Raw genomic sequence first — 26558 nt, 5'->3', positions numbered from 1 at the left:
GCGCCCCCGGAGTCGGTCGACCGTGGACCCGCGCGGGCCGGCCACGGCAGGTCGACGGGCCCGCGCGAACCCCCGGCGGTTGTCGCCAAGTTAGTGTACTTAGTTTACTCTTATCGGGACTGGGGTCGGGAGACCCGAGGGCTGGTCGTTGTCGGACCGCCGAGGAGCTGTGCTGCACAGAGAAGGAGTCTGCCGTGGGCCACCGCTGCTTCGAGGTCGACGTCGCCGGTCGGGTCGCCCAGCTCGTGCTCAACCGGCCGGCCGCGCTCAACACCCTGTTGCCGGAGTTCTGGCGGGAGTTCCCCGACGCCGTCGCGCGGCTCAGCGACGCCGGTGACGTGCGGGCGCTGATCATCTCCTCGACCGGCCGGCACTTCTGCGCCGGGATGGACCTGTCCTCCTTCGAGCACACCGACCTGCTGCCCGGCGGCGACCCGGCGCGCGCCAACGCCGGCCGCAAGCGGCTGATCGCCCGGATGCAGGACGCCTTCACCGCGCTGGAGCGGGCCCGGATGCCGGTGCTCGCGGCCGTGCAGGGCGGCTGCCTCGGCGGCGGCCTCGACCTGATCACCGCCTGCGACCTGCGGTACGCCACCGCCGACGCCTTCTTCGTCGTCCAGGAGACCAACATCGGCATCACCGCCGACCTGGGCACCCTGCAGCGCCTGCCGACCCTCATCCCGGCCGGGGTGGCCCGGGAACTGGCCTACACCGGACGGCGCCTGCCGGCCGCGCGGGCCCGCGAGCTCGGCCTCGTCAACGAGGTGTTCGCCGACCACGACGCGCTGCTCGCGGGAGTCCGCACCGTCGCCGCCGAGATCGCCGAACGCAGCCCGCTGGCGGTGTGGGGCAGCAAGGAGAGCCTGCTCTACGCCCGCGACCACGGCGTCGCTGCCGGGCTCGACCAGATCGCGACCTGGCAGACCGGGGCCTTCCAGGCCGAGGAGGTCGCCGAGGCGCTGCGCGGGCGCGCGGGCGGGCGCGCCCCCGACTACCCGGACCTGCCGGCGGTTCCCCCGCTGTGACCGGCGCGTCGTCGCCCGACATCCGAACCCTTCCGAACGAGGAGCCGTCATGGTCGACGCCGATCCCGGTACCGATGATCTCCTGGTCGAGCGGGTGGACGGGGCCGCCGTCCTCACCCTGCACCGGCCGAAGGCGCGCAACGCCCTGACCGCCCGGCTGATCCGCGCCCTGCGGGCGGCGCTCGCCGCGGCGGACGCCGACGACGCGGTCGACGTCATCGTCCTCACCGGCGCCGATCCGGCGTTCTGCGCCGGCCTCGACCTCGGCGAGGTCGCTGGCAGCGGCGAGAACCTGCGCATGGCCCTGACCCGCCCGGGCGACGGCGGCCTGCCGCCCGGTCTGCCCTGGGAGCCGACCGGCAAGCCGCTGATCGGCGCGATCAACGGCCCGGCGATCACCGGCGGCTTCGAGCTGGCGCTGCACTGCGACATCCTCATCGCCTCGGAGAAGGCGGCGTTCGCCGACACCCATACCCGGGTCGGCGTCCTGCCGAGCTGGGGAATGAGTGTCCTTCTTGCGCGGGCGGTCGGCGAGCGTCGGGCGCTGCGGATGAGCCTGTCCGGAGAATTCCTCGACCCGGTGGCCGCCCGGGACGCGGGTCTGGTCAGTGAGGTCGTCCCGCACGACGACCTGCTGCCCGCCGCCCACCGCCTCGGCCAGCGCATCCGTGCGTCGGACCCGGCGACCCGGGTGGCGTTCCTCGCCTCCGCGCGGGCCATCGCGGCGCTGGGCACCGCCGACGCGCTGGCCGCCGAGTCGCGCGCCGCCGCCGCGTGGCTGGACCGCGGCTTCGACGCCGGCGGCGTCGCCGGTCGCCGCGCCGGCATCGTCGCCGGGAACCGGGGCCAGCTCGCCGCCACCCCCGCCGCGGACGGCACCTCCGCCACCTCCGCCACCTCCGCCACCCCCGCCGCGTCCGCCACCCCCGCCGCGTTCGGCTCGGGAGACGCGGGGTGACCGACGCCGACCCGCGGTTCCGCCCACCCGAGGCCACCGTCGCCCAGCCCTGGGACCGGGTCGCCGCCGAGCTGGCCCGCCACGGGCTGCACCTGGACACCGACGTCGCCCCCCGGCAGTTCGCCGGCGGCCTGGCGAACCTCAACTACCTGGTGTCCGTGGACGGCAGCCCAACCGTGCTGCGCTGCCCGCCGCCCGGGCCGTCGGCGGAGGGCGCCAACGACATGGCGCGCGAGTGGCGGGTGCTGCGCCAGCTCGGCGCGGGCTACCCGCTCGCCCCGCGCGGGGTGCACTTCTGCACCGACACCGGCGTCCTCGGCGCCCAGTTCCAGTTGCTGGAGTACCGCGACGGCGTCACCGTCGGCGCCACCGTGCCGCCCGCGCTCGCCGCGGCCGAGCCGCCCATGCCGCCNATGCCGTCCATGCCGTCCATGCCGTCCGAGCCGTCCATGCCGCCCGCGTCGTCCCGACCGCCCGCGTCGCCTGTGCGGCCCGCGTCGCCTGTGCGGCCCGATGGGCTCGGCCCGCCCGGCGCCGGCTCGGTCCCCGGGCGGCTGACCGCGACCCTGCTGGCGGCGATGGCCGCCCTGCATGCCCTGGACCCGGCGTCGGTCGGGCTTGGGGAGCTCGGTCGGCCCGGGGGGTTCCTCGGCCGGCAGGTGGAGGGCTGGGCGCGGCGGGCGGCCGCGGTGTACCCCGAGGGCCTGCCGGCCGCCGCCACGGCGGTGATCGGCTGGCTGCGCGACGCCGTCGCCGACGTGCCGGCGGGCGAGGTGCGGCTGATCCACTGCGACCTCAAGTTCGACAACATGCTCGTCGACCCGGTGACCCTCGCCCCGGTCGCCGTCCTCGACTGGGACATGGCGACCCGCGGCGACCCCCTGTTCGACCTGGCGGTGCTGCTGTCCTACTGGATCGAGCCGGATGACCCACCGGCCCTGCACGAGCTGCGCCAGGTGCCCTCGCTCGAACCCGGCTTCCCGCGGCGCGAGCAGGTCGCCGCGGCCTACTTCGCCGCGGCGGGCCGACCGCCGGCCGACCTCGGCTTCCACCTGGCGCTGGCCCGGCTGCGGCTGGCGATCGCCTGGATGCAGCTCCACCGGCGCTTCGCCGACGATCCGGTGGCCGGCCCGCGCTACGCCGGGTTCGCGCGGATCGCCGACGCCGTGCTCGGCTGGACTGCGGACCTCACCGCCACCCGCACCTGAGCCGCCTTGCACCTGACCTGCCTTGCACCTGAGCCGCCTTGCACCTGACCTGCCTTGCACCTGAGCCGCCCGGGGCCTGCCCCGCCGCGCCTGGCCCCGGCCGTCCTGGCGCACCAGGAACATTCCGACGAGACCGCAGGGAAGAATCATGATCGATTTCAGTCTGCCGCAGGAACTGGTGGATCTCCGCGAGCGGGTGCGGTCGTTCGTNGACAACGAGATCGTGCCGTTCGAGCGCGATCCGCGGCTGACCGCGCACGGCCCCACCGACGAGCTGCGCCAGGACCTCGTGGGGCTGGCGCGCAAGGCCGGCCTGCTGACCATCCAGGCACCAAGGAGGTTCGGCGGCCGGGAGCTCACCCACGTCGAGCAGGCGGTGGTCTACGAGGCGGCCGGCTGGTCGACGCTCGGGCCGGTGGCGATGAACTGCGCCGCCCCGGACGAGGCGAACATGGGGCTGCTGGCGAAGATCGCCGACCCGGAACAGCAGGAGGAGTTCCTGCGGCCGGTCATCGAGGGCGGGGCGCGCTCGGTGTTCGCGATGACCGAGCCCGGCGGCGCCGGCTCCGACCCGAACCAGTTGCTCACCGAGGCNGTCCGCGATGGCGACGACTACGTGCTCAACGGGCGCAAGTGGCTGATCACCGGGGCGAACGGCGCGCAGACCTGGATCATCATGGCTCGGCTGGCCCCCGGCGCCGACGGGCTGGGCGGCCCGACGCTGTTCCTCACCCGGGGGGACACACCCGGCATCGAGGTGGAGCGGGTCATGAACACCATGGACCGCAACTACGTCGAGGGACATGGCGTGGTGAACTTCCGTGACCTGCGGCTGCCCGCCTCGGCGGTGCTCGGCACGCCCGGCGACGCCTTCCGCTACGCCCAGCTCCGGCTCACCCCGGCCCGGTTGACGCACTGCATGCGCTGGCTGGGCGCGGCGGACCGGGCGCACAGCATCGCCGTCGAGCACGCCCGCACCCGCACGGCGTTCGGCCGGCCGATCGGGGAGCACCAGGGCGTCGGCTTCCAGCTCGCGGACAANGAGATCGCGCTGGACAACTNCCGGCTGGCGATCTGGCGCGCCTGCTGGCTGCTCGACCAGGGGGAGCAGGGCCGGCATGAGGCGTCGAAGGTCAAGTGCTACGTGTCCGAGGAGCTGTTCCGCGTCGCCGACCGCTGCGTGCAGGTCCTCGGCGGCATCGGCGTGACCGACGAGACCGTCGTCGAGATGATCTTCCGGGACATTCGGGCGTTCCGCCTGTACGACGGCCCGACCGAGGTGCACAAGCACGCCATCGCCCGGCGTCTCCTGCGGGCTCGGACACCTGCTCCGGCCGTCCCGGCGCCGGCCGCCTCCGGCGTCCCCACCGCCGGCTGAGCAGGCATCATGCGGGCGGGGACGGCATGATCCGAGCGGAGGACCCGTTTCACCCGAAGTCATGATCCATCCCGAAGCCGTGATCAACCCGCAAGCCGCGATCCACCTCGTCGGTGCGATCCACCCGAAGGAGCGATGATGCCCGACACCTCGACCCCCACTCCCGCGGCTGCGTACGGCCCGTTGCACGGCGTGCGGGTCATCGAGCTGGCCGNCATCGGCCCGGCGCCGTTCGCGGCCACGCTGCTCACCGAGCTCGGCGCGGACGTCATCCGGGTGGACAAGCCGGCCACCGTGGGCACGCAGCCCGACTGGCTGACCCGCGGTCGGCCGTCCATCGCGCTCGACCTGAAGAACCCCGACGACCACGCCGGGCTGCTGGAACTGCTCGACGCCGCGCACGTGTTCATCGAGGGCTACCGGCCGGGGGTCACCGAGCGGCTCGGCCTCGGCCCCGAGGCGCTGCTCGCCCGCAACCCCGCGCTGGTCTACGGCCGGATGACCGGCTGGGGCCAGGAGGGTCCCTGGTCGCGCTCCGCCGGCCACGACATCAACTACGTCGCGATCACCGGGGCGCTGGGCGCCATCGGCCGGGCGGGCGGGCCGCCGCAGGTGCCGCTGAACCTGGTCGGCGACTTCGGCGGCGGCGCGCTGTACCTCGTCGTCGGCATCCTCGCCGCGCTGCACGAGGCCCGCGACTCCGGCCGGGGGCAGGTCGTCGACTGTGCCATCGTCGACGGGGTGGCGTCGCTGTCGGCGATGATGTGGTCGATGATCTCCCGCAAGGAGTGGGGCGAGCCGCGGGGCACGAACATGCTGGACACTGGCCGGCCCTGGTACGACGTCTACGAGACCGCCGACGGCGGCTGGTTCTCCGTCGGCGCCATCGAGGCGCAGTTCTACGCCAAGCTCGTGGAGCTGCTGGGCCTGCCGGAGTGGGCGGACTTCCAGGACGACGCCAGCCGCTGGCCGCAGATGCGCGCGGCGTTCGCCGCCGTGTTCGCCAGCNGCACCCGGGCGGAGTGGGAGCAGGTGTTCGACGGCACCGACGCCTGCGCGGCGCCCGTGCTGAGCTGGTCGGAGGCTCGTGCGCACCCGCACCTGGCCGCCCGGGGGGTGTTCGTCGACCTGGGCGACGAGGTGGCCCCGGCCCCGGCGCCGCGCTTCTCCCGCACCCCGGGGCGGGTCGCCGAGATGGGGCCGGCCGTGGGCAGTTCCACCCTCGCTCAGGTGAGACAGGCCTGGGGCCTGGCCACCGCCGGCTGACGCAGGAGACGAATGTGAACAGCGTGCCGCCGCCGGCCGAGCCGACGACCTCGATTCTCGATCTGCTGGAGCTGGAGGAGCTGGACCAGGACCTCTACCGGGCCCTGACGGTGTTCCAGGACCCCTACTCCCTCTACGGCGGGCAGGTCGCCGCCCAGGCGCTGCTCGCCGCCGGACGCACGGTGCCCGCCGGGCGCGTCCCGCACTCCCTGCACGGCTACTACCTGCGCAGTGGGGACGCCTCTCGGCCGACGATCTTCCGGGTGGAGCGGGACCGGGACGGCCGGTCGTTCTCCGCCCGCCGGGTCGTCGCCGTCCAGGGCGGCAAGGTCATCTTCAACATGTCGGTGTCGTTCCAGGTCCCGGAGGACGGCGCCGACCATCAGGTCGACCCGATGCCCGACGCCGGCGCCCCGGACACGGCCGAACAGCTGCGCTTTGGTCGGCTGTTCTCGATCGAGGGCCGGCTGCCGAAGCAGCCCTACGAGGACTCCGGGTGGCCCACCCGGGTGTGGGCGCGCAGCACCGTCGCGCTGCCCGACGACCGGCTGCTGCACGCCTGCGTCCTGACGTACCTGTCGGACACCTTCACCGGCCTCGCGGCGTTCCCCGGCGGCGCGGCCCTCTCGGGCGCGAGCCTCGACCACGCCGTCTGGTTCCACCGGCCGATCCGGATGGACGACTGGGTGCTGCTCGACCTGGTCCCGAACTCGGCGGCGGGGGGACGCGGGCTGTACTCCGGCACGATCCACACCGCCGACGGGGTCCTCGGCGCGAGCCTGAGCCAGGAGGCGCTCTTCCGCGTCCACCGCGAGTCCAGCCGGCCGAGGCCGATGCCCCCGACGACGGGCTGACCCGACCGGGCCGGCGCCGCCCACGGTGCCCGAAGGCGCGGCGCCGGCGCTGGCGATCCGAGACGGCCGATCCGAGCGAAGGGCGGGCCCGTGTACCTCAACGGCGATCTGTATCTGCGTGACACCGAGGCCGAGGGCCGCACGGTGCTGGTGACCGAGCCCGCGCCGGGTGTGCGCGTGCTGACGATGAACCGGCCGCAGCGGCTCAACGCACTGTCCGGGGAGCTGATCCGCGACCTGCACCATGCCCTCGACGACGTGGCTGCCGACGAGGACTGCCGGGTCGTGGTCCTCACGGGCGCCGGGCGGGGGTTCTGCGCCGGCCTGGACCTGTTCAGCATGCCGGGCAGGCGGGCGGGCGAGGCCGACGCCTCCCCGCAGGCCCGCCTGCACACCCAACAGGCCATCGCCGCTCTCGTCCCCCGGCTGCGCAACCTCGCACAGCCGGTGATCGCCGCGGTGAACGGGCCGGCGGCCGGCGGCGGATTCGGCCTGGCGCTGGCCGCGGACATCCGGGTCGCCGCCACCTCCGCCCGGTTCAACGCCGCGTTCGTCCGCATCGGCCTGTCCGGCTGCGACATCGGGGTGAGCTGGCTGCTGCCCCGGCTGATCGGCGCCGGGCGGTCACACGAGCTGCTGCTCACCGGCCGGCTCGTCGACGCCGCCGAGGCGGAGCGGCTCGGCCTGGTCAGCCGGGTCGTCCCCGACGGCGAGACCCTCGACGCCGCCCTGGAGATCGCCGCCCAGATCACGGCGAACAGCCCGATGGGCGTGTGGATGACCAAGGAGGTGGCCTGGAGCCAGCTCGAGGTCGGCAGCCTGCAGGCCGGCATCGACCTGGAGAACCGCACCCAGGTCATGACCGCCTTCACCCGCGACCACACCGAGCAGATCTCGGCGTTCCGCGAGAAGCGCCCGCCGACCTACACCAACGGCTGAGTGCGGTCAGCGGTTGCGCCAGTGGGGGGTGCGCTTCTCGGCGAAGGCCGTGAGGCCTTCGAGCATGTCCTCGCTGAGAAGAAGATCGTCCATGGCGGGGGAGTCGTGGGCGACGGCGTCGTGGGGGTCGGTGATCCCGGCGGTCTCGTTCATGATCTGCAGGGAGACGCGTACCGAGGTGGGTGAACCGGCGAGGATCTCGGCGGCGAGCGCGCGGGCGCCGTCGAGGGCGGTGCCGGCGGGCACGATCCGGTTGACAAGGCCGTGGGCGTGGGCTTCGGCGGCGTCGAGGCGGCGGCCGGTGAGGATCATCTCGGTGGCGAGCTTCGGCGGCAGGGCGCGGGGGAGGCGGACCAGGCCGCCGGCGCCGGCGACGAGGCCGACACGGACCTCGCTCAGGGCGAACCGGGCGGTGGTGTCGGCGACGACGAGGTGGCAGGCGAGGGCGATCTCGCAGCCGCCGCCGAGGGCGTAGCCGTTGACGGCGGCGATGACGGGTTTGGTCATGTCCCGGCGGCTGGTGAGCCCGGCGAAGCCGGTCAGCGGCACCGAGCCGCGTTTGCCGCTGGCTGTCCAGACCAGGTCGTTGCCGGCGCTGAACGCCTTGTCCCCGGCACCGGTGATGATCGCGACCCACAGGTCGGGGTCGGCGAAGTAGGCGTCGAAGACCTCGGCCAGCTCGGTGNTCGCCGGCGGATGCAGCGCGTTGCGGGCCTGCGGCCGGTTGATGGTGACCTCGAGCAGGTGGCCGTCTCGGNGGACGAGGATGTGCTCGTAGCTGTCGCGGAAACCAGGGCTGCGGGTGGGTAGCAGGGCGGTCAGGGCGGCGCGGCTGACGGCGGCCCGGTTGCCGTCCGCGGTGGCGCGCACGAAGATCCGTTCCCCGAACGGGGACTCGCCGGCCAGCAGATCGAGCAGGTCGGTGTCGCCGCGCACGGTGGTGNCGAGGAAGCGCCGGTGGTCGTGGTCGAGGCGGCCGACGAGGATGCCGGTGCGCCGTCCGTCGCGGCCGTGGGTGATGGTGAACGTCTCGATCGTCGCCGGGCCGTCGGCGCGGGTCGCCACCTCGACGGGCTCCCAGGAGTTGACCTCCGCCTGCAGGGTGGCGCTGCCGTCGGGCCGCCAGGGCGTGGGGGTGGTGGTGTAGACGCCGACGGAGTACTTCGACAGCGAGCCGCCGTTGGCGCCGACGAGGCCGTGGCCGCCGGTGGCGCGCAGGCGGGTGACGGTCTCGGCGATGGCGTGCATCGAGTAGTTGTTGCCGGCGCCACCGAAGAACGGCAGGCCGCCGGTGAGGGTGAACCCGCGGGGGTCGTCGGGGGAGAGGCCGAGGCCGTCGAGGATGTTGAACACGGCGATGGGGAAGCAGCTGTACAGGTCGAAGGTGCTGATCTCGTCGAGGGCGCGGCCGGCGACGTCGAGGGCGTGGCGGACGGCCAGCACCGCGGCGGGACTGGCCGACAGGTCGGCGCGGGCGAGCAGGTCACGTTCGCGCAGGTCGGCGTGGCCGGCGAGGAAGATCCGTTTTTCGGGTGGGACGCCGAGGCGGCGGGCGGTGCCGGCGGAGGTGAGCAGGACGGCGGCGCCCTGGTTGACCTGGTCACGGGCGACGACGAACCGTGGGTAGGGATCGGCGATTATCCGGTTGCGTTCGGTGACGGTGGCGAGTTCGGTGGCGTCGCGTTCGACGGGGGNGGCGGCGTAGGGGTTGGCGGCGGCGACCGTCGTGAACGGGGCGAACAGCGCGCCCATGGCGAGGGCGTAGTCGGCGCGGGACAGCTTCAGTCGGGCGCGCCGCGCGTTCTCGAACAGCGCGTACTGGCTGGGCGCGCCGAGCAGGCCGTGGGCGGCGTGGTAGCGCGACGACAGCCCGGCCAGCCCGTAGCCGCGGTCGTCGAGCTGGCCGCCGACGTGCTCGGTGAAGTCGGGCCGGTCGGGGGCGTCGGCGAGTGCCCGCGTGGTGGAGATCGCCTCCGAGCCGACCAGGAGCACGACGTCGGGTCCGGTGCCGGTCGCGATCGCGGCGGCGAACTCGTTGACGAGGTGCTGGGGCGACTGGCCGCCGACGACCTCCAGCACGGCGTGCGCCGGGTCGGCGCCGAGGCGGGCGGCGACCGAGCGCGGGTAGTTGTCCGACCGGCCCAGCGGGGCCTTCGCCCGCGGGCCGGAGATCTCGAACTGGCGGACCCCGGCGATCGTGTCGATCGCGGCCGGATCGATGCCGGCATCCTCGAGCGCCCGCCGGGCCGCCGCCGCCGCCAGCTCCACCGCGGACAGCCGCGCGTAGCCGGGCTGGCCGGGCTGCTCGGCGTGCTGGCCGACCCCGACCAGCACCGGGGTCGCGGGATCAAGACCGTCGAGGGCGCTCATCGCTTCTCCTGGTTGTGCCGAACGTGGCTGGTCACTCTGCCTGCGCGGACGGGCGCGGGCCGATCCCGCGTCAAGGCACGGGTGGAGCGGTTCGCGGCGCTTCGAGGACGCCCGCGGCGACCAGCTCGTCCACCTCCGCGGGGGACAGCCCGAGCAGGCGTTCGGCCAGCTCGCGGGTGTGCTCGGCGACCAGCGGCGCCGGGCCGACGAGCGGGTCGGCGACGTCCCGGTAGTGGGCCGCACCGCCCAGCGTCAGCAGCGGCGGCGGAAGCTGGGGCTGGTCCTGCTCGACGAGGAGGCGCCGGGCGGCGAGCTGCGGATCGGCCGGCAGCTCGTGCACCCGCAGCATCTGCCCGGCGGGCACGCCGTGTTCCTGCAGCCGGCGGGCGGCCTGCGCCGGGGTGCGGGCCGCGGTCCAGCGGCCCACCACGGCGTTGATCTCCGCCCGGTGGGCGTCGCGGCCGGCCGCGGTGGCGAACCGGGGGTCGTCCCGCCACCGCGGCTCGCCCACGACGTCGGCGAGCCGGCCGAACGTCCCGTCGCCGTCGCCGCCGGCGTTCACGTCGACGACGCACCACTCGTCGTCCCCGGCGCAGGCGAACAGCCCGCGTGGGGCGTCGCCGCGCCGGTCGTTGCCCTCCGCGCGGACCGACCCCGGGCGCAGGTACTCCTCGGCGAGACCGACCCCCATCTGGTAGAAGATCGTCTCGATCTGGGCGGCACTCATCGTGCCGCCGCGGCCGGTGCGCCGCCGGCGCAGCAGCAGCGCCAGCACCGCCACCGCGCTCACCCTGGCGGCGACATGATCGGGGTAGATCGTGATCGCGTCGCAGAACCCGTCCGGGAGGTCCGGGTAGCGCCACAGCTTGCTGAGACCGGCGGTGGCCCGCACCAGCGGCCCGTAGCCGAGGCGGCGGCTCCACGGCCCGGTCGAGCCGAACGCGCTGCTGTCAGCGACGATGATCCCCGGGTTCACCCGGGCGAGCTCGTCGTAGCCGAGTCCGAGCGACTCCATCGTGCCGGGCTTGAAGTTCGACAGCACGACGTCGGCGGACGCGGCCAGCCGCAGGAAGATCGCCTGGCCACGCGGGTCGCGCAGGTTCAGCCCGAGGCTCGACTTGTTGCGATGGCCCCAGGCGAAGCTCTCGCTGATCTCCCCGCCGCTGCGGTTCTGCCGCGAGCCGTCCGGGAACGCCCTGTTCTCGACCTTGATGACCTCGGCGCCGTGATCGGCGAACAGCCGACCCAGTTCCGCCCCGACGACGATCACCCCGAGGTCGAGCACCCGCAGCCCGGCGAACGGATGGCGTGGTGCCGCCGCCGCACCGGCTGGGACGTCCGCTCGCCCGGTGTCCGGCCCCGAGAGCGCGGTAGGGAGCCCTGGGACGCCGGCGCCCGGGCCCGGGGCGGCCGCCGTGGTCGCGGCGGTGGCGAGGACCGTGGGGTCGCACTCGCCGAGCGGCGGCGGGCCGTACCGCCGGCCGGCCCGGACGCCGTCGATCTCCACCAGGCCGTCGGCGACGGGCACCGTCACGCCCGGGGCGACCTCGACGGGCACGAAGGTCCCCCGCGCGCGGACGTGCTCGCCGGCCACCGTCGCGGCGGCGTCGAGCAGGGCGGCGGCGGGCACGCCGAACCCGATCGACTCGGCCACGATCGTCTCCATGGTGCGCTCGACGAACAGCTTCCCGATCAGCGGATAAAGCTCGCCGGCGGCGGCGAAGCGGACGCCGATGTTGTCATATTTCGGATCGGCGAACTGGGCCGGCTCGCCGAGCCAGCGGAACATCCCCTGCCACTGCCGCGCCGCGAGCAGGCAGATCCGCACCCAGCCGTCGGCCGCCGGGAAGATCNGGTACAGGTGGCGGGCGTCGGGTCGCCCCCGCGGGAGGTCGCGCACCGTCGCCCCCGCGCGGGCGCTGCCCGAGATGCCGTAGCCCGGGTCGAGGACCTGGGCGACCGCGGTGAGCACCGAGAAGTCGACGACGTCGCCGCGCCCCGTGTCCAGCCGGCTGGCGTACGCGACCAGCGCGGCCCAGGCGGCCTGCGCGGCGGCGCACTCGTCGGCCAGGAACGCCGGCGGCAGCAGCGGCGGCAGGCCGGGCAGACCCGAGCGGGACAGCAGGCCGCCGATCGCCACGTGCACGTCGCTGCTGCCCGTCCAGTCCCGGTACGGACCCGTCAGCCCGAAATCGGTGATGGAGACGACGACGAGGCCCGGGTGGGCGGCCAGCAGGCCCTCGGGGTCGAGGCCAAGCGCCGCCTGCCGGTCCGGACGGGCGGTGTGCAGCAGGATGTCCGCGGTCGTCGCCAGCGTGCCCAGGAGCTCCCGACCCGCCGCCGTGGTCAGGTCCACCACCACGCCGCGCTTGTTGATCGAGTGGACCGCGAACGACAGGCTCGTCCCGTCCTCGGTGAACGGCCCCACCCGTCGCGACGCCGCNCCGCCCGGCGGTTCGATTCGCAGCACCTCGGCGCCGAGGTCGGCCAGGTAGCGGCCGGTCGACTCGCAGCGGCCGTCCGCCAGGTCCAGCACCCGCACCCCCGCCAGCGGTAGGTCCACGCCGGGGGGCCCAGTTCGACCGGTCATGGGGTCTCCCTTCGCCGCGCCGGCGGTGCGAACCGCGCGCGGCTGCCTGGCCGCTCGGCTGGCAGGAGGTCTGAGCGGGGACGAATCCCCGCCTGCCGGCCGAGCCGTCGCTCGATCGTGTGCGCCGGATCCAGCGAACACCCGGTAGTCGCGTCGACGCCATTGCGTTGCGTGCCGACTGGGCGTGCCACCGGACGCACGGTGGCGCGCCGCCGGCTCGCCCCCCCGATCGTGGTCCCCCATCGGCCGGCGGAATCCGTGGAACTACTGACCAAAAGGTGAGGTGACTAGGAACGGCCTCTTTGTCATAGCCGAGATGGGCTACGGAACGAGTCGCATTGCCGTTTTCTGACTAAAAAGGATGTGGTCACAACGGTGTGGCCCTCTCCTGTTGGCCGGACGTTCATCCAGCGCTGCCACCCTCTGCTCGGCGCGCCGGATGCTCACGTGCGGCGCGGCGGTCATCGAAAGGATCGACATGGGGGATCACGAGCACCGGGCGGATCGTCGCGGTGGGCGTCGGCGTCCGGGCCCGGCCGCCGCGGCCGGTGGGCTGACGCCGCCCGACACCGCGGCGCCGGCCGTGCTGGCGCCCGCGCGATGACCGGGTCGCTCATCGTCGGGGTCGACGCCGGCTGCGCCTCCCTGCACGACGCCGACCTGCTGATCCACCGGCTGGTGGAGCTGCTGGACCTGCCGGGGGACACCGTCGCCTGCACCCACCTCGTCGACGCGCACCGTGTACACGTGGCCCTGTCGTTCGCGCTGCCGCCGACGTGGCGCGAGCCGGGCAGCTGGCGGCGCGTGGCGCACCTTGCCGGTGAGCTCGCGATCGTGGAGCTGGCGGCGGCCCGACGCGCCGCCGCGGCCGCGCTGGTCGGGGCAGACCCGGTCGGGGGGCACCCGATCGGGGGACACCTGGTCGCGGGACACCTGGTCGGCGGGCTTGACAGCGCCGGCGCGCCCGGTGCGGTGGCCGGGCCGATGGTCGAGTTCCTCGGCATCGGTGCGCTGGTCTCGGGGCCGGTGGGGCTGGCCTGCGGGGCTGAGCGGATCGGGCCGCCCGAGCTCGCGGACGGCGCCGCGCAGGCCGTCGCGGACCACGCCGGCCGGCAGGGCGGGCGAGCCGTCGTCTACCCGGGGGTCGGCCGACTGCGCGGCACCGTGCTGGTGGAGACCGTGCTCGGGCAGACCGCGGTGGGCCGGGTCGTCGTGCCCACCGGGCAGGCGGAGCCCCGCCGGTCGGACCTCCTGCGCACCCGCAACCACGTGCGACCCGTCTGGCGCGACGGCGTGCTCACCCTCGTCGCCGCCGCCGAGCGCGGCCGGGTGTTCACGCCCTCCGAGGTGCCCCACCCGACCCCGGTGGGCGGCCGCTGACGCGGGCGAGCGGACGCGCGGACACCCCCGCCGCCGGCCCCGTACTCGGCGTGCGATTTCCGGCGCGGAAGAACCGCCGGTAAGGCGGTCGTCATTACCTTTTCGGGGTGGCCGCCGGTGCACTTTCGGCCAATCGTCAATGGGATCCGGTCGCAGTTTTCCCATTGCCCGTTTTCGCATTGCCCGAGGAATGTCCGGGGTAATGGCCCGGCGACGATGTCGCCGGCCGCGCGGGATTGGTCAGTAGGTGCAGGTGGGGGCCTCGGGCGGGGCGGTCGGGCCTTGGACGCCGGCCGTCGCGCCGCCGGCCGCGGTTCCGGCCGCCGGGGCTGGGGCGGCGCCGGAGGTCCCGACGCTCGACGAGACACTCGGCGTGACGACCTCGGTGAACCCGGAACCGAGGACGAGCTGGACGCCGGTCACGCTGGAGTCGGCCAGCACGCTCGATCCCGGCACAGCCGCGGCGACGGTGCGCGCCTCGGCATCCTGGCCCGGTCCGTAGATGACCCGGGACGTCACGTGGGTGAGCGCCGAGGCGTTGCCGGCGTTGCGCGCGTGGAAGCCCTTGCTGGTCAGCGCGCCGGTGACCTGGGAGGCAAGCCCGGAGCGGGAGGAGCCGTTGTAGACGGTGACGCGCACCTGCGACGGGGCCGCGGTGGCGCCCGGGGCGAGCGCGGGGCCCGCGCCCGCGCCCGCGTCGCCCGAGGAGCTGGCGCCCTCGACGCGGCCGCCGAGTGGGCTGACGATCCGCAGCAGGTCGTCGGGCTGGTAGAACTGCACCGACGCGCGGGTGCCGTGCAGGCGGATGTCGCCCATGTCGTCGACGGCGCCCTCGGCGCGGGTCGGGGCGTGGGTGGGCACGGTCTGCATCCGGATCCCGCCGTTGGTGAGGCCCTTGATGCGGGTCGCGAGGCCGCGCAGGTCGGCGATGGTCGTGTGCTCGTCGAGGGTGAGCGCGCCCGCCGCGGTCGACACCAGCCGTTCGGCCTTGATNGGATTCGACAGCGTGTCGCCATTCATGATCTTGTGGAACATGGCGCCGATGAACTGCTGCTGGCGGCTGATCCGGTCGGTGTCGCCGGCGGGCAGGCCGTGGCGCTGGCGGACGAAGGCCAACGCCTGGTCCCCGTTGACCTGGATGGTTCCCGGGCCTCCGCGGAAGCCGCTCATCGGGTCGTTGGTGTTCGTGCTGACCCGCCACCGGCCGTTGTCGTCCTGGAAGCGCTGGGGCGGCGCGTTCGACGGTTTGATGCAGACCTCGACGCCNCCGATGGCATCGGTGATCTTCTTGAAGCCCTGCAGGTCCATCGAGATGTAGTGGTCCACCTGCATGCCCGTGAGGCTCTCGATGGTCCTGACCAGCAGCGGCGGGCCGCCCGAGGAGATGGCCGCGTTGAACTTGTCCTTCGTCGACGCGTGGCGCTTGCCGTTCGTGTCGGTGTACTCGGGGATCGTCACGTACATGTCCCGGGGGAACGAGATCATCGTCGTGGTCCCGTCCTTGTCCAGGTGGGCGAGGATCGTCGTGTCGGAGCGCTGCCCCTCGACGTCGCCGTACTCCCCACCGGTGCCGGCCCGGCTGTCGGTGCCGACCAGCAGGTAGTTCGCCACCCCCACCCCGCTCGAGCCGCCGTCGGAGAGGCCGAGATCGATGCGGTTGACCTTGCCGTTGATGAACGAGTAGGCGGCCCAGCCGCCGACCGTGACCAGCAGCACGCAGCAGGACACGAGAGAGAGGAAGGCCAGCAACCCGCGTCGGCGCCGGGGGGGAGGCCCGCCGGGCCCCGCGCCACGTCCCGACCGGCCGGGTCCTGACCCCCGCGGATCCAACCGGGGCGGGAGGACCCTCGCGCTGTCCACGGCGTCGTACTGCAGGTGCGGTGCGGTCACTTCCCGCCTTTCCTCGAGGGGCCCTGCGGGCAGGGTCCGACGTAGTGCGGAAAGTAACACGTATGGGTTATTGGCTTACCTTGAGGGGTGTCGACGAGATTCCCCGTATACGTGGCGCGATGGGGGTGGCGTCAGGCCGGGATCCATCCGCCGATCACCTCGATGACGACGGCGTTCCGTGACGTCTGTCGACGCGTTGGCGGCCTGCCTGCTTGACGTACCCGGCGGATCGGCCCGCAGGGACTCCGGACCGACGCAGTGCGGCGCGGCGGTCCTACCGGGACGGGAACGCGGCGCGCAGGTGGTCGACGGCGGCGGTGATCCGTGGATCACGGGCGGCCGTGGCGCGCGACCAGACCAGGCCGAGCTGGAAGTCGATCTCGCCGGGAGCCAGTGGGACCAGGGCGAACGCCGGGTCGGCGAACACCCGTCCGGCGGGCCCGGAGTTGGCCGAGCCGGTCAGGGTGAGCTGACGGGATCGNCGGATGGTGGTCGCGAGCAGCAGCAGGTCCTGCTCGCGCATGGTGACGACGTGCGCGTGACCCGCCTGCTCCAGTCGGTCCTGCAGCCGGCGCATGGCGATGGGCTGCAGTCGGGTGGGGGTCAGCAGGATCTCCCGGTCGCGCAGGTCGGCCAGGTACAGGCAGGTGCGGGCCGCCAGCTCATCGTCGGCGCGCATCGCGACGCGGAACCGGTAGGTGACCAGGGGCAGCACATCCAGTGACGGATCGTCGACGGGCAGGTGCACCAGGGCGAGGTCGAGCTCGCCACGGGCCAGGGTCGGCAGCAGTTCGCTGGACGGGCCGTGGACCAGCTCCGCCNGACCGCCGCTCGGAGCGTCCGGGACGTCCGAGGTGGGGGTCTGGCCCGGCGCGCCGGTCGGGAACGCGGTGATGGTCGCGACGACGCGGTCGACGACGCGGTCGACGACGTGCGGCGGCGCGAAGTGGGTGGATCCCAGGCGCAGCGGCGCGACGTGGCCGGCGGCCTGGCGGGCGGCGAAGCGCGCCTCCTCCAGACTGCGCAGCGCCGCCTCGATCCGAGGCAGTGCGGCTCGGCCCGCCTCGGTGAGCGTCAGCGAGTGATGGCCGCGGGCGAACAGCTCCACGCCCAGTTCATGCTCCAGCGCGCGGATGCTGCGGCTGACCGGCGACGGAGTCAGGTGCAGCCGCGTCGCCGCGCGGCCGACGTTGCCCTCCTCGGCGACGGTGACGAAGGCTCTGAGCTGTCCGATCTCCATAGCGGTCTCACGGGACCATGAGCGGCGACCCGCTGTCAAAACCGGCCGCCCCACCGCGATCGGCGTCGGTGGGGCGAGGCCGTCGGGAGTCGAAGATCGTCAGTGGTCGAGGTAGAGCCAGCGGCGGCTGGTGGTGCCGGCGAGGACGCGGCCGAAGCGCAGGCCGGCGAAGTGCGGGGAGGCGACGGGGGTGCCGTCGGACTCGATCTCGTCGATGAGGCGGGCGCGGGCGGCCTGGGCGGCGAGGCTGTCGGTGTCGTAGACGGTCTCCCAGCCGGCGTCGAGGAGTTCGAGGGGGGAGTGGGCGACGTCGCCGAGCAGCAGGGCGCGGTGCTGGCCGCTGGAGACGACGAAGATCGTCGAGCCGGGGGTGTGGCCGGGGGTGTGGCGGGCGTCGATGCCGGGGGCGAGGGTGAGGTCGGTGTCGAACAGCTCGACCTGTCCGGTGATCGGCGCCAGCTTCGCCGCGGTGCGCCGGTCGGGCTGCGGCCCGTCGACGAAGTGGTGCCAGTCGGCGGCGTGGCAGCGGTAGGTGGCGTTCGGGAAGACCGGCCGGTCCTCGAGCGCGGTCCAGCCGGTGTGGTCACCGTGCAGGTGGGTGAGCAGCACGTCGGTGACGTCGGCGGGCCGCACGCCGAGCGCGGTGAGGCTGTCGAGGAGGTGGCCGCCGTGGAAGCCGCGGGCGGAGAGCGGGCCGAGTCCGGCGTCGACGAGGACGACCTGGTCGCCGGTGCGGATCAGGAAGCCGCCGAGCGCCATCTCGAACTCGCCGGCGGCGGTGAAGTGCTCGGCGTTGCACTCCCAGTGGGCCTCGTCGCCGCCAGGCGGGGTGAGTACGTCGCGGGCTCGCACCCGGGCGTCGCCGTCCCACACGGGCTGAACGTTCAGGTCACCGACCTTCATCGTCACTCCTTGTTGCCGAAGGGGTCAGCCATTGGATTGCCGAAGGGGTCGCTGAACGGGTCGCCGTCGGGTTGCCATCGGGGTGGTCCGGGACACCGACCGGGGACGGCCATCGGGGACGGGGCGCCCGCGGCGGTCAGATCCCGGCGTCACCGCGGCGGTATTCGATGGTGATCTTGTCGAGGCGTTCCCGGGTCGCGTCGTCGAGGTGCAGGTCCACGGCGGCGAGGGTGGCGTCGAGTTGCTCGGGGCGGCTGGCGCCGATGATCGGCGCGATGATCGCGGGCTGGCTCAGCGACCAGGCGACCGCCAGGGTCGGCAGGGTCACGCCGAGGTCCGCGGCGACGGCGGCGAGTTCGTCGATGGTGTCGAACATCCGCTCCTGCCAGTAGCGCTGCTGGTAGCGGTCGGCGGCGGTNCCGAGGGTGAACCGGCTGCCGTCGGCCGGGGGCTTCGTGCGGTCGTGCTTGCCGGACAGCAGTCCGCCGGCCAGCGGGTTGTAGGGGATGACCCCGACGCCCTCCTCCTGGCACAGGGGGAACAGCTCGCGTTCGACCTCGCGGAACAGCAGGCTGTGGCGGGGCTGGGCGGAGTCGAAGCGGACGAGGTTGAGCGTCTCGCTGCGGCCGATCGCGCGGGCGAGCTGGTAGGCGAGGTAGTTCGAGACACCGACGTAGCGGACCTTGCCCGCGCGGACGACGAGGATGGCCCGGGAGCGTTCCTCGTCGCACTGCAGGCCGAAGGTCATCGTGCCCAGGCACAGGCGGGAGACGTGCAGGCCGGTCCGGCCTAGCCGTACGTGCTTCATCGGCGTCATCCTTCGTCGGAGCGTCCGCGGGTCGGGTCGGGGGATCACGGGTCGGGTCGGGGGATCAGCCGCCGTCGTGCGCGTGGTCGCGCCACGAGCGGCCGGGCTTCCAGCCGAACAGGGCGCGGGCCTTCGTGATGGAGATGCCGCCGGCGTCGGGGCGGTCCAGCTCCCGCAGCGGTGGGGCGTCCGGGCCGAACACCTCGGCGGCGAGCTCGGCGAGCGGGCGGCCGGCGATGTTGTCGGGTTGGGCGGCGTAGACGACCTCGTGGCCGGCGGTGTCGGCGGTCGCGGCGAGGGCGATCAGGTCGGCGAGGTCGTCGGCGTCGACGTAGGACCACTGGTTGAACGCACCCCGGCGCGGATCGGTGGTCACGCCGGCGTGGACGGACTCGTAGGCGTCGGGGGTCAGCACGAGNCTGGGGCGCACGGAGACGGCGGTGGCGTCGCTGCGGCGGACGAGCGCATCGCAGATGTTCTCCCCGAGGGCCTTGGACAGGCCGTAGGCGTCCTGGGGGCGCAGCGGGTGGTCCTCGTCGACGGGCAGGTAGTCGGGTAGGAACGGCCGCTCGGCGGTGACGAAGCCGGGGGCGGTCTCGCTGGAGGTGTAGATCAGGCGGCGCACGCCGGTCCGGGCGATCGCCTCGGCGATGTTGTACGTCGACTGGGTGTTGGTCGCGAAGATGACGTGCCCGGGGTCGTGCGAGGGCTCGGGGATGCCCGCGGTGTGGATGACGACGTCGGGACGGGTGCGCAGGACAACGGCGATGGCCTGCCCGTAGTCGGTGAGGTCGGCGCGCAGGTAGGGGTCGAACGGCGGGCCGTAGTGGGCGGCGACGATGTCCGTCCCGGCGACCTGGTGGCCGTCGGCGCCCAGCCGCGCCACGACGCGGGAGCCGATCTTGCCTCGGGATCCGGTGACCAGAACTCGCACGGCCGCTCCTGTCCGCTGTGGGTTGGCTGTCTGCTGGGCGTGCAGCCGCGAAGGCGGGATCGCGCGACGCCCGACGTGTCACCTTACGCCGAAGATGACACCTGATGACACGTTCATCGGCCGTCGGCGTCCGGGTTGTGGGCGTGCTCAGCCCGTAGGCGATCCGGCTGGACAGGCAGGCCGCGGCCGGCTTGTCTGCCGTCACCAGCCCCCAGGCCCGCGACGCCGCCCGCACCTGAGCCTTGGCTGCACGAGGCGTGCATCGCGAGCAGGGCGATGACACCGTCCAGCCCCGATCCGTACCCCGTGCTCGTGGGACCGCGATGACGGGCGCGGCCGTCAGCCCGGCCGCGACGCTGGCGAGCGCGCCCTCCATGCCGGCCACGACGACCAGCACGTCGGCGTCGCGGATGCGGTCGGCCTCGGCGAGCACCCGGTGCAGCCCGGCCACGCCGACGTCGCCGACGTCGCCGACCAGCTGGGGCTCGTAGCCGTAGGCGCCGAGCCCGGTGGCGACCTCGCGGGCGACCGGCAGGTCCGCGGTGCCGGCCGTCAGCACCGGCACGAAGCCGGGCCGGGCCGGTGCGGGCCGCCAGGCGAGCAGGACGTGCCGCGGCCCGGTGCCGGTGGCCGTCCCGCCGGGGTTGGCGGCGAGCGCCGCGCGAGCCTGGTCGGGCTCGGCCCGGGTCAGCAGGACCGGGCCGGCAGCCGGGCCGGCACCCGGGCCGGTCAGCAGCCCGCGCACCGCCTCGGCGCACTGCGCTGGTGATCGAGCCGCAGGTCGGCGGGATCGGTGGGGACTGCGGGGCCGGCCGGGCCGACAGGGTCGGCGAGCGGCGGAACGGTGGTCATGCCGCCGTACCGGCCGGCGTCGGCGCGGGCGGGGCGGGCGCGAGGAACACCGATCGGGCGTGGGAGAGCTCCCGGAATCCGTGTACGCCGTGGTAGCTGCCCATCCCGCTGGTGCCGATCCCGCCGAAGGGGAGCTGGCTGTCGACGAAGTGCAGTGCCCAGCCGTTGACGGTGACCCCGCCGGATGACGTGCCCGCGAGCACCGCGTCGACCAGGCCCCGGTCGTCGCTGTAGACGTACATCGCCAGCNGCTTGCCACCCGCGCGGACATGCTCGACGACCTGCGCCGGGTCGGTGAAGGTCAGCACGGGCAGGATCGGCCCGAAGATCTCCTCGGTCATGATCTTCATGTCGGGGGTCACGTCGAGCAGGACCGAGGGCGGCAGGACGGTCCCGGTGGGATCCGGCGCCCCGCCGCCGACCAGCGTCGCGCCCCGGGCGACCGCGTCGTCGAGGTAGCCGGTCAGCCGCTCCAGGTTGCGCCGGTCGACGATCCGCCCGAGAGCCTCGGGCACGAGGCTCCCCTCGCGGTAGAGGTTCTGGTCGACCCACGTCTGGTAATGGCGGAGGAATGCGTCGCGGACTTCCGGGCGCACCCACAGATGGTCCGGCGACAGACAGATCTGCCCGGCGTTGGTGTGCTTGGCCTGCGCGATCTGGGCCGCGGCCGTCGCGAGGTCGGTGGTCCCGTCGACGATCGCCGGACACTTCCCGCCGAGTTCGAGGGTGACCGAGGCGAGATGGCGGGCCGCGCCGGCCATCACCACCCGCCCCACCGTGGGGCTGCCGGTGAAGAAGACGTGGTCGACGGGCAGCTCCAGCAGCGTGTTCGCCAGCTCGACCCCGCCGGTGAACACGGCGACGTGCTCCGGGTCGAAGACCTCCCGGATGATCCGCGCGCTGATGGCGGAGGTGGCCGGGGCGAGCTCGTTCGGCTTGACGATGGCGGTGTTCCCAGCGGCGATGATCGGTACCAGCGGCTGGAACAGCAGGCCGAACGGGAAGTTCCACGGCGCGAACAGCAGGCAGATCCCGCGGGCCTCGTACTGCACGAACTCCGCGGCCCCGGTGCCGAGGTACGGCGGCGGGGTCAGCGGGGTGGGCGCCGTCCACTCGGCGAGGTGGGCGACGGCGTCGTCGATGTCGGCGAGCACCGCCGCCACCTCGGACGGGATTCGCGGGCGCGGGGGGCGCAGCAGGTCGGCGTGCAGCGCGGCCCGGATCTCGTCGAGATGATCGGTGATCGCCGTCCGCAGTCGGGTGAGATGCGCGGTGCGCTCCTCGACAGTCGACGTCTTCGTAACCCAGCGGTGCCGGCGTTGCGCATCGAAGATCTTCGCGGCGTCGGTGGCGTCGAGCGTCTTCTCGGTCTGCATGGTGGTGCCCTCCAGGGACGTCGAGCCGCTGGTCGCTCGGTGCCGGATGTAGCCGGGCCCGACGCGCGGTGACACCCACAGCCCGGCGCCACGCCGGCTGCCGTCCCGCCAGACTTGCGCATCCGAGGGCCGACGGCCATTGCGGATTTTCGTCCGTAGACGTGCCACTCGGCGCAACCTCGCCACCGTTCGGGCGGGCTCGCCGCGGCGGGGGCGCGCATACTCGTAGTAGTGATTCGTGACAGAAGGTCAGCGAGCCGCCGTGGCGCCGAGCGGCGGCCGGTGGGCTCGTCCGAGGCGAGCTGGGGGCGGTCGCTCATCCCCCTGGTCGTCCTGCTCGCCGTGGTCGTCATGGACCTCACCGGCGACCGGCGCTATGTGATCATCACCAGTCTGGTGATCAGCCCGCTGCTCGCCGCGGCGCTGACCGGGCCGCGGGTGACCGCCGCCTATGCCGGCGCGGCACTGCTGTTCGGCGCGCTGCAGGCCATCCCGCTCGGCTACTACACCGGGGTCGGCCACGAGAGCCCCGTTGCCCAGCTGATCCGGCTGGCGGTGATCGCGGTCGGCGGCGCCATCGCGGTCGCCGCCAGCCGGGACCGGCAGCTGCGCGAGGCGCAGCTGCGCGACGTCACCCGGGTGGCCGACGTGGCGCAGCGGGCCATCCTCGGCGTCGTCCCCGCCCGACTGGGCGATCTGCGCCTGGCCGTGAACTACGACAGCGCCGCCGCGCAGGCCCGGGTCGGCGGGGATCTCTACGAGGTGACCCAGACCCGGTGGGGGGTGCGGATCCTCGTCGGCGACGCCCGGGGCAAGGGGCTCGACGCCGTCCGGCTTGCCAGCCGGGTGATGGCCACCTTCCGGGTTCTCGCCCGCCACCTGGCCGACCCGGAGGAGATCGTGGCCGCCCTCGACGCCGAGGTGGTCCGCTCGGGCGGGCCGGAGGACTTCGTCACCGCCGTGTTCGCGCAGATCGACGGCGCCCGGCTGGAGATGGTCAACGCGGGCCATCCCGACCCGGTGCTGCTGCGCCGGGGCGCGCCGCGCCTGCTCGACGCGACCGGTCGGCGTACCCCGCTCGGCCTGGGTGCGGCCGGCACCACCGTCGTACGCAGCCGCCTCGTCGCGGGCGACCGGCTCCTGTTCTACACCGACGGCCTGGCCGAGGCCCGCCACCCACGAACCCGGGAGTTCTTCCCGATGCTGCCGGCCGCCCAGGCCGCCTTCGCCCCGGCCCGGCGGCTCGACGCGGGACTGGCCGATCTCGTCGCGGCGCTGCGGCGCTGGACCGAGGCGACCCTGGGGGACGACGTCGCCCTGCTGGCCGCCGAGTTCGCCCCGCCCACGCGGGCCACGGCCCCCGTCGCCGACCAGCCCGCCCGGGCGGGCACCGGTTCCCCGTGGCCGGCGCCGGCCGGATCACGGGAAGGCTCCCGGCCTGTCGCCGGTTGCTCGGAACGAGGCCGATGACGCCCGCCGCCGCGGCGCGGACAGGCCCACCAGCGGGCCGACGCGAGCGCGCTGAGGCGAGGCGACGGGAGGGAGATCCGATGACGACGACGCAGCAGGCGCGGGGCCGGGTCCGGCTGGAGCAGGGGCGCAAGCGGGTCCGCGCCTACCTCGCCGGGCGGCTGGTCGTCGACACCACCAGCCCGGCGCTGGTCTGGGAGAACCCGCACTATCCGGCCTACTACCTGCCGCGGGTCGACGTCGTCGCCGAACTGGTGCCTACCGCCCGCACGGAGCACTCCCCGAGCCGCGGCGAGGCCGTCTACTACGACGTGGTCGTCGAGGGGCACACCGCGCCGGCGGCGGCCTGGGCGTACCCGCAGTCCCCGCTGGAGGGACTGCGGGACCTGGTCCGCTTCGACTGGGCCGCAATGGACCGCTGGCTGGAGGAGGACGAGCCCGTCTACGTCCACCCGCGCAGCCCCTACACCCGCATCGACGCGTTGCCCAGCTCCCGGCACGTCCGGGTCGAGATCGACGGGGTGGTCGTCGCAGACTCCCACCGCCCGGTCATCCTGTTCGAGACCGGCCTGGTGCCGCGCTACTACCTGCCCCTGGTCGACGTCCGTCAGGAGCTGCTGCGCCCCTCGGACACCCGCACGCACTGCCCGTACAAGGGCAACGCCGAGTACTTCTCGGTGGAGGTCGACGGCCGGCGCCACGACGACGTCGTGTGGACCTACCGCACGCCGCTGCCGGAGAGCGCCCGGATCACCGGCCTGGTCTGCTTCTACGACGAACGCGTGACGGTGTCCGTCGACGGCGTGCCCACGCATCCCTGACCGTCGCGGTCAGCCGGTCAGGGACTCAGCCGGTCAGGACGGACATCGCCTGATCGAGCAGGGCGGCGAGGTCGGCCGTCCCGTCGCAGTCGCGCCAGACCGTCAGGGCGGCGTCGTAGCAGCCGAGCGCCGCGGAGGCCAGTGCGCGTGGGCGCGGGTCGGCCGTGTCCGTCGGCGGGATGGCGAGGCGCCGGGCGAGCTCGGGGGCGAGTAGCCGCTGCCAACTGTTCTGGCGCTGCAACTGGCGGCCCTGCAACGACGGCGTGTCGACCATCATCCGGGACAGCCGCAGGGCCCGTTCGGGGTTCTCGACGTTGAAACCGATGATCGCGTTGAGCGCCTGACGCAGCGCCTGCCACGGCGTCTCGTCCGCGGGACGGCCGGCGAGCGCGTCGCGCAGGACCAGGCCGCGTTCCTCCACCCCGAGCAGGACCACGTCCTCCTTGGTGGCGAAGTAGCGGAAGAAGCTGCTGCGCGACAGGCCGGCCTCGGCGGCGATCTGGTTGATCGTCGTGCATTCGAAGCCCTGTCGGTCGAACAGGTCGAAGGCGACGGCCGTGATCTCCGCCTGCAACGCCCGCCTCGTCCGGCTGCGCAGATCGGTGCCCCGCGCGGGGGTTGCGGCGTCGGCGGGGACTGCCGCGGGGTTCTTCACCACGAAACGAGGATACCAGATCCGGCATCCCGGCTCACATGTTGGACTGAGTCTCATCTTTGGGCTACAGTTTCGCTGCGACCACCGGTCGAACCTCCCCAGCGAACTCGAACCTCCCAGCGAACCGAGCCCCGGGCGACATCCCGGGCACAGCGCCGGCCCGCTGGCCCTCCTGTACCCCTCATCGGACTTCACGCGCGGGAAAGTGACCTATGACTGCGGAGACCATGGCGTCCAGCGGGGCGCCCGCGACCGGGCTCGGCCCGTGGATGCGCTTCCGGNGGCAGTACTCCCGGCTCTCGCCGCCGGTCCAGATGATCGGCCTGCAGCTCTGGCTGCCGCTGGTCTTCGTCATCGCCTTCTGCCTGTGCTACATCAACGCCTTCCACCAGCCGACGCCGAAGGACATCAAGGTCGCGGTGGTCGGGACGGGCCCGGCGGCGGCGACCCTCGCCGATCGGCTGGAGGGCACGAGCAACGGCATGCTGTCGGTGTCGATGGCGGGCTCGGTCGACGCCGCCCGCAGCGACGTGCGCGACGGCGACCTGGCGGCGGCCTTCACCCCCGGCGCGGCGAACCAGCCGGCCCGGCTGCTCATCGCCAGCGGCGCGCAGTTCCAGCTCGCCGAGGTCGTCCAGCAGACGTTCGCCCCCGTGGCGGCGGCCGAGGGCACCACCCTCGCCGTCGACGACCTCGCCCCGCTGCCCAAGCACGACTCCTACGGCACCTCGGGCTTCTACCTCGCGCTGGTCTGGACCATCGCCGGCTACATGGTCGGCATGTTCATCGGGATGATGGGCCAGACGCTCAAGCACCACGTCCGCCTCGGCCTGATCGTCGGATCCGGCTTCGTGTTCTCGCTGCTTGGCACGCTGTTCGCCGGTCCGGTGGTGNGCGCCGTGCACGGCCACTTCCTGTCGCTGTGGCTGCTCGGCTGGCTGACGACGATCTCGGTCGGCCTGGTGGTCAACGGCCTGTCCTACTTCATCGGCCGGTTCGTCACCGGCGCCGCGCTCATCCTGTTCGTCTTCCTCAACATCCCGGCGTCGGGCGGGGCGTTCCCGGCCGCGTTCGTGCCGGAGCCCTTCAAGTGGCTGCATCCGTACGTGTTCGGCACCGGTGTCCTCGACGTGCTGCGCGGCATCGTGTACGACGCCGGGCCGGGGATCGGCCGCGGCGCGACGGTCATCGGCGTCTACGCGGCGGTCGGCATCGTGCTCACCGCGGTCGGCCGGCCGTTCTTCAACCGCCGCACCCGGCTGCGGGCCGAGCGCGGCAAGCCGGTCTCGATGATGCTGGCCGCGCAGGGCGCGGCGATGGCGGCCCGCCAGGCCGAGCAGGCCGAGGCCGCCGCCGGCACCCGCCCGCACCACGTCACCACGAGCGATGCCCCCGCCAGCGATGCCCCCGCCAGCGGCGCCCCCGCCAGCGGCGCCACCACGAACGGCGTCACCACGAACGCGGGCCCGCGGCGGGACGGCGAGTCCCGTGACAACGAGTTCGCAGACGAAGAGGTCGAGTCCGATGCGGCCGCCGTCTCGGGCGCAGCGGCGGGCAGCGGCAGCGCCTGACACCCGACTCCGCAGCCGACCCCGTCGCACCCCGTCCCTTCCCCGTTCCGCCCGAGGGGGAGGGGCGGGG

The 26558-nt window shown here is 73.8% G+C and carries 21 protein-coding genes and 20 pseudogenes; 19 read left to right on the top strand and 22 right to left on the bottom strand.

The genetic code is table 11. The features are described from left to right. Window positions 1-194: 194 nt before the first annotated feature. The 13 genes and pseudogenes from FF86_RS12560 to FF86_RS12530 all read left to right on the top strand — a co-directional run bounded on the left by FF86_RS12560 (window position 195) and on the right by FF86_RS12530 (window position 7628). The gene (locus tag FF86_RS12560; RefSeq protein ID WP_044884827.1) at window positions 195-1025 is read left to right on the top strand and encodes an enoyl-CoA hydratase-related protein; all 831 of its coding nucleotides are present in this window, start codon (window positions 195-197) and stop codon (window positions 1023-1025) included. 49 nt (window positions 1026-1074) lie between these two features. Further along, window positions 1075-1983: an enoyl-CoA hydratase gene (locus FF86_RS12555; RefSeq protein ID WP_063870381.1), complete on the top strand. Its 909-nt coding sequence runs from the start codon at window positions 1075-1077 to the stop codon at window positions 1981-1983. Between the two features lie 71 nt (window positions 1984-2054). Then, window positions 2055-2395: pseudogene (locus FF86_RS62250) on the top strand (phosphotransferase); the annotation flags it as partial. Window position 2396: 1 nt separating this feature from the next. Then, window positions 2397-3191, top strand: a 795-nt coding sequence (locus FF86_RS12550) for a phosphotransferase (RefSeq protein WP_242418648.1), incomplete at its 5' end; no start/stop codon positions are given. Window positions 3192-3339: 148 nt separating this feature from the next. After that, window positions 3340-3401: pseudogene (locus tag FF86_RS62245) on the top strand (hypothetical protein); the annotation flags it as partial. 1 nt (window position 3402) lies between these two features. Continuing rightward, a pseudogene (locus tag FF86_RS47065) lies at window positions 3403-3785 on the top strand (acyl-CoA dehydrogenase family protein); the annotation flags it as partial. Window position 3786: 1 nt separating this feature from the next. Further along, window positions 3787-4232: pseudogene (locus tag FF86_RS47060) on the top strand (acyl-CoA dehydrogenase); the annotation flags it as partial. 21 nt (window positions 4233-4253) lie between these two features. Then, window positions 4254-4569: acyl-CoA dehydrogenase family protein (locus FF86_RS47050; protein ID WP_255355772.1), on the top strand; the 316-nt coding region annotated here is incomplete at its 5' end. Window positions 4570-4704: 135 nt separating this feature from the next. After that, window positions 4705-4783 (top strand): annotated as a pseudogene (locus FF86_RS62240) (hypothetical protein); the annotation flags it as partial. A 1-nt stretch (window position 4784) separates the two neighbouring features. Further along, window positions 4785-5577: pseudogene (locus FF86_RS12540) on the top strand (CaiB/BaiF CoA transferase family protein); the annotation flags it as partial. A gap of 1 nt (window position 5578) precedes the next feature. Further along, the coding region (locus FF86_RS47045; protein ID WP_242418647.1) for a CoA transferase at window positions 5579-5835 on the top strand (257 nt) is incomplete at its 5' end. Window positions 5836-5849: 14 nt separating this feature from the next. Next, window positions 5850-6689 carry an acyl-CoA thioesterase II gene (locus FF86_RS12535; protein WP_044884830.1) on the top strand — a complete coding sequence of 280 codons (840 nt, stop codon included), beginning with the start codon at window positions 5850-5852 and terminating at the stop codon, window positions 6687-6689. A gap of 90 nt (window positions 6690-6779) precedes the next feature. Then, the gene (locus FF86_RS12530) at window positions 6780-7628 is read left to right on the top strand and encodes an enoyl-CoA hydratase/isomerase family protein (RefSeq protein ID WP_082121815.1); all 849 of its coding nucleotides are present in this window, start codon (window positions 6780-6782) and stop codon (window positions 7626-7628) included. 6 nt (window positions 7629-7634) lie between these two features. Here FF86_RS12530 and FF86_RS47040 read toward each other — a convergent pair. The 8 genes and pseudogenes from FF86_RS47040 to FF86_RS47015 all read right to left on the bottom strand — a co-directional run. Next, window positions 7635-8313 (bottom strand): annotated as a pseudogene (locus tag FF86_RS47040) (enoyl-CoA hydratase-related protein); the annotation flags it as partial. A gap of 1 nt (window position 8314) precedes the next feature. Beyond that, window positions 8315-8385 (bottom strand): annotated as a pseudogene (locus FF86_RS62235) (hypothetical protein); the annotation flags it as partial. Between the two features lies 1 nt (window position 8386). Beyond that, window positions 8387-8571, bottom strand: a pseudogene (locus tag FF86_RS47035) (enoyl-CoA hydratase); the annotation flags it as partial. 1 nt (window position 8572) lies between these two features. Next, window positions 8573-9322, bottom strand: a pseudogene (locus FF86_RS47030) (acetyl-CoA acetyltransferase); the annotation flags it as partial. A gap of 1 nt (window position 9323) precedes the next feature. Beyond that, window positions 9324-9998, bottom strand: a pseudogene (locus tag FF86_RS47025) (acetyl-CoA acetyltransferase); the annotation flags it as partial. A gap of 70 nt (window positions 9999-10068) precedes the next feature. Then, window positions 10069-11851: pseudogene (locus FF86_RS12520) on the bottom strand (CoA transferase); the annotation flags it as partial. A 1-nt stretch (window position 11852) separates the two neighbouring features. Then, window positions 11853-12441: pseudogene (locus tag FF86_RS47020) on the bottom strand (CoA transferase); the annotation flags it as partial. Between the two features lies 1 nt (window position 12442). Further along, window positions 12443-12588 (bottom strand): CoA transferase (locus FF86_RS47015; RefSeq protein WP_242418664.1); only part of this gene is annotated, 146 nt, incomplete at its 3' end. Window positions 12589-13188: 600 nt separating this feature from the next. Here FF86_RS47015 and FF86_RS12515 point away from each other — a divergent pair. After that, complete coding sequence (locus tag FF86_RS12515; protein ID WP_044884833.1) at window positions 13189-13968, top strand: hypothetical protein; 780 nt, start codon at window positions 13189-13191, stop codon at window positions 13966-13968. 240 nt (window positions 13969-14208) lie between these two features. Here FF86_RS12515 and FF86_RS47010 read toward each other — a convergent pair whose 3' ends face one another. The 11 genes and pseudogenes from FF86_RS47010 to FF86_RS46990 all read right to left on the bottom strand — a co-directional run. Next, on the bottom strand, window positions 14209-14784 hold the full coding sequence (locus tag FF86_RS47010; protein WP_313954325.1) for a LytR C-terminal domain-containing protein: 576 nt from the start codon (window positions 14782-14784) through the stop codon (window positions 14209-14211). Window positions 14785-14962: 178 nt separating this feature from the next. After that, window positions 14963-15234, bottom strand: a pseudogene (locus FF86_RS47005) (LCP family protein); the annotation flags it as partial. 1 nt (window position 15235) lies between these two features. Next, window positions 15236-15717 (bottom strand): LCP family protein (locus tag FF86_RS47000; protein ID WP_242418646.1); only part of this gene is annotated, 482 nt, incomplete at its 3' end. Between the two features lie 415 nt (window positions 15718-16132). Further along, window positions 16133-16339, bottom strand: a pseudogene (locus FF86_RS65985) (hypothetical protein); the annotation flags it as partial. Between the two features lies 1 nt (window position 16340). After that, window positions 16341-16672, bottom strand: a 332-nt coding sequence (locus FF86_RS65980; protein WP_396229853.1) for a LysR family transcriptional regulator substrate-binding protein, incomplete at its 3' end; no start/stop codon positions are given. An 8-nt stretch (window positions 16673-16680) separates the two neighbouring features. Next, the coding region (locus tag FF86_RS65975; RefSeq protein WP_396229848.1) for a LysR family transcriptional regulator at window positions 16681-17098 on the bottom strand (418 nt) is incomplete at its 3' end. 99 nt (window positions 17099-17197) lie between these two features. Continuing rightward, window positions 17198-18001, bottom strand: coding sequence for an MBL fold metallo-hydrolase (locus tag FF86_RS12500; protein WP_044884836.1), 804 nt, complete (start codon window positions 17999-18001; stop codon window positions 17198-17200). A 136-nt stretch (window positions 18002-18137) separates the two neighbouring features. After that, window positions 18138-18419 (bottom strand): annotated as a pseudogene (locus FF86_RS65970) (aldo/keto reductase); the annotation flags it as partial. A gap of 1 nt (window position 18420) precedes the next feature. Next, window positions 18421-18809, bottom strand: a 389-nt coding sequence (locus FF86_RS65965) for an aldo/keto reductase (RefSeq protein ID WP_396229846.1), incomplete at its 3' end; no start/stop codon positions are given. A 64-nt stretch (window positions 18810-18873) separates the two neighbouring features. After that, window positions 18874-19227 (bottom strand): annotated as a pseudogene (locus FF86_RS46995) (NAD(P)-dependent oxidoreductase); the annotation flags it as partial. Between the two features lies 1 nt (window position 19228). Next, the coding region (locus tag FF86_RS46990) for an NAD(P)-dependent oxidoreductase (protein ID WP_255355771.1) at window positions 19229-19743 on the bottom strand (515 nt) is incomplete at its 3' end. A 436-nt stretch (window positions 19744-20179) separates the two neighbouring features. Here FF86_RS46990 and FF86_RS12485 point away from each other — a divergent pair. Then, a complete protein-coding gene (locus FF86_RS12485) occupies window positions 20180-20512 on the top strand; it encodes a hypothetical protein (RefSeq protein WP_044884838.1) in 333 nt (110 codons plus the stop codon). 79 nt (window positions 20513-20591) lie between these two features. Here the strand turns inward: FF86_RS12485 and FF86_RS46985 are convergent. Together FF86_RS46985 and FF86_RS12480 are read right to left on the bottom strand one after the other, a co-directional pair. After that, window positions 20592-20844 (bottom strand): annotated as a pseudogene (locus tag FF86_RS46985) (aldehyde dehydrogenase family protein); the annotation flags it as partial. Between the two features lies 1 nt (window position 20845). After that, window positions 20846-21971 (bottom strand): aldehyde dehydrogenase family protein (locus FF86_RS12480; RefSeq protein WP_242418645.1); only part of this gene is annotated, 1126 nt, incomplete at its 3' end. Between the two features lie 282 nt (window positions 21972-22253). On the opposite strand from FF86_RS12480, the gene FF86_RS12475 reads away from it, so the two are divergent. Both FF86_RS12475 and FF86_RS12470 read left to right on the top strand, forming a co-directional pair. Then, window positions 22254-23441 (top strand): PP2C family protein-serine/threonine phosphatase, encoded by a 1188-nt coding sequence (locus FF86_RS12475; protein ID WP_044884839.1) that lies wholly within the window; start codon window positions 22254-22256, stop codon window positions 23439-23441. A gap of 80 nt (window positions 23442-23521) precedes the next feature. Next, window positions 23522-24262 carry a DUF427 domain-containing protein gene (locus FF86_RS12470; RefSeq protein WP_044884840.1) on the top strand — a complete coding sequence of 247 codons (741 nt, stop codon included), beginning with the start codon at window positions 23522-23524 and terminating at the stop codon, window positions 24260-24262. 25 nt (window positions 24263-24287) lie between these two features. Here FF86_RS12470 and FF86_RS12465 read toward each other — a convergent pair whose 3' ends face one another. Further along, window positions 24288-24917, bottom strand: a complete 630-nt coding sequence (locus FF86_RS12465) for a TetR/AcrR family transcriptional regulator (RefSeq protein ID WP_242418644.1) — start codon at window positions 24915-24917, stop codon at window positions 24288-24290. Between the two features lie 314 nt (window positions 24918-25231). Here FF86_RS12465 and FF86_RS46980 point away from each other — a divergent pair. Together FF86_RS46980 and FF86_RS46975 are read left to right on the top strand one after the other, a co-directional pair. Further along, window positions 25232-25810, top strand: a pseudogene (locus FF86_RS46980) (ABC transporter permease); the annotation flags it as partial. Window position 25811: 1 nt separating this feature from the next. Further along, window positions 25812-26488: pseudogene (locus FF86_RS46975) on the top strand (DUF3533 domain-containing protein); the annotation flags it as partial. Window positions 26489-26558 lie beyond the last annotated feature (70 nt).

This window comes from Frankia sp. CpI1-P, from assembly GCF_001421075.1.
Taxonomy (GTDB): domain Bacteria; phylum Actinomycetota; class Actinomycetes; order Frankiales; family Frankiaceae; genus Frankia; species Frankia torreyi.
This window is presented reverse-complemented; position numbering and strand designations above follow the sequence as displayed.

What these genes read in the sequence shown, in the direction of transcription:
- FF86_RS12555 (WP_063870381.1), top strand. Translation starts at nt 1,075, where the DNA reads ATGGTCGACGCCGATCCCGGTACCGATGATCTCCTGGTCGAGCGGGTG.
- FF86_RS12515 (WP_044884833.1), top strand. Translation starts at nt 13,189, where the DNA reads ATGACCGGGTCGCTCATCGTCGGGGTCGACGCCGGCTGCGCCTCCCTG.
- FF86_RS12500 (WP_044884836.1), bottom strand. Translation starts at nt 18,001, where the DNA reads ATGAAGGTCGGTGACCTGAACGTTCAGCCCGTGTGGGACGGCGACGCC.
- FF86_RS47010 (WP_313954325.1), bottom strand. Translation starts at nt 14,784, where the DNA reads ATGGGCGACATCCGCCTGCACGGCACCCGCGCGTCGGTGCAGTTCTAC.
- FF86_RS12470 (WP_044884840.1), top strand. Translation starts at nt 23,522, where the DNA reads ATGACGACGACGCAGCAGGCGCGGGGCCGGGTCCGGCTGGAGCAGGGG.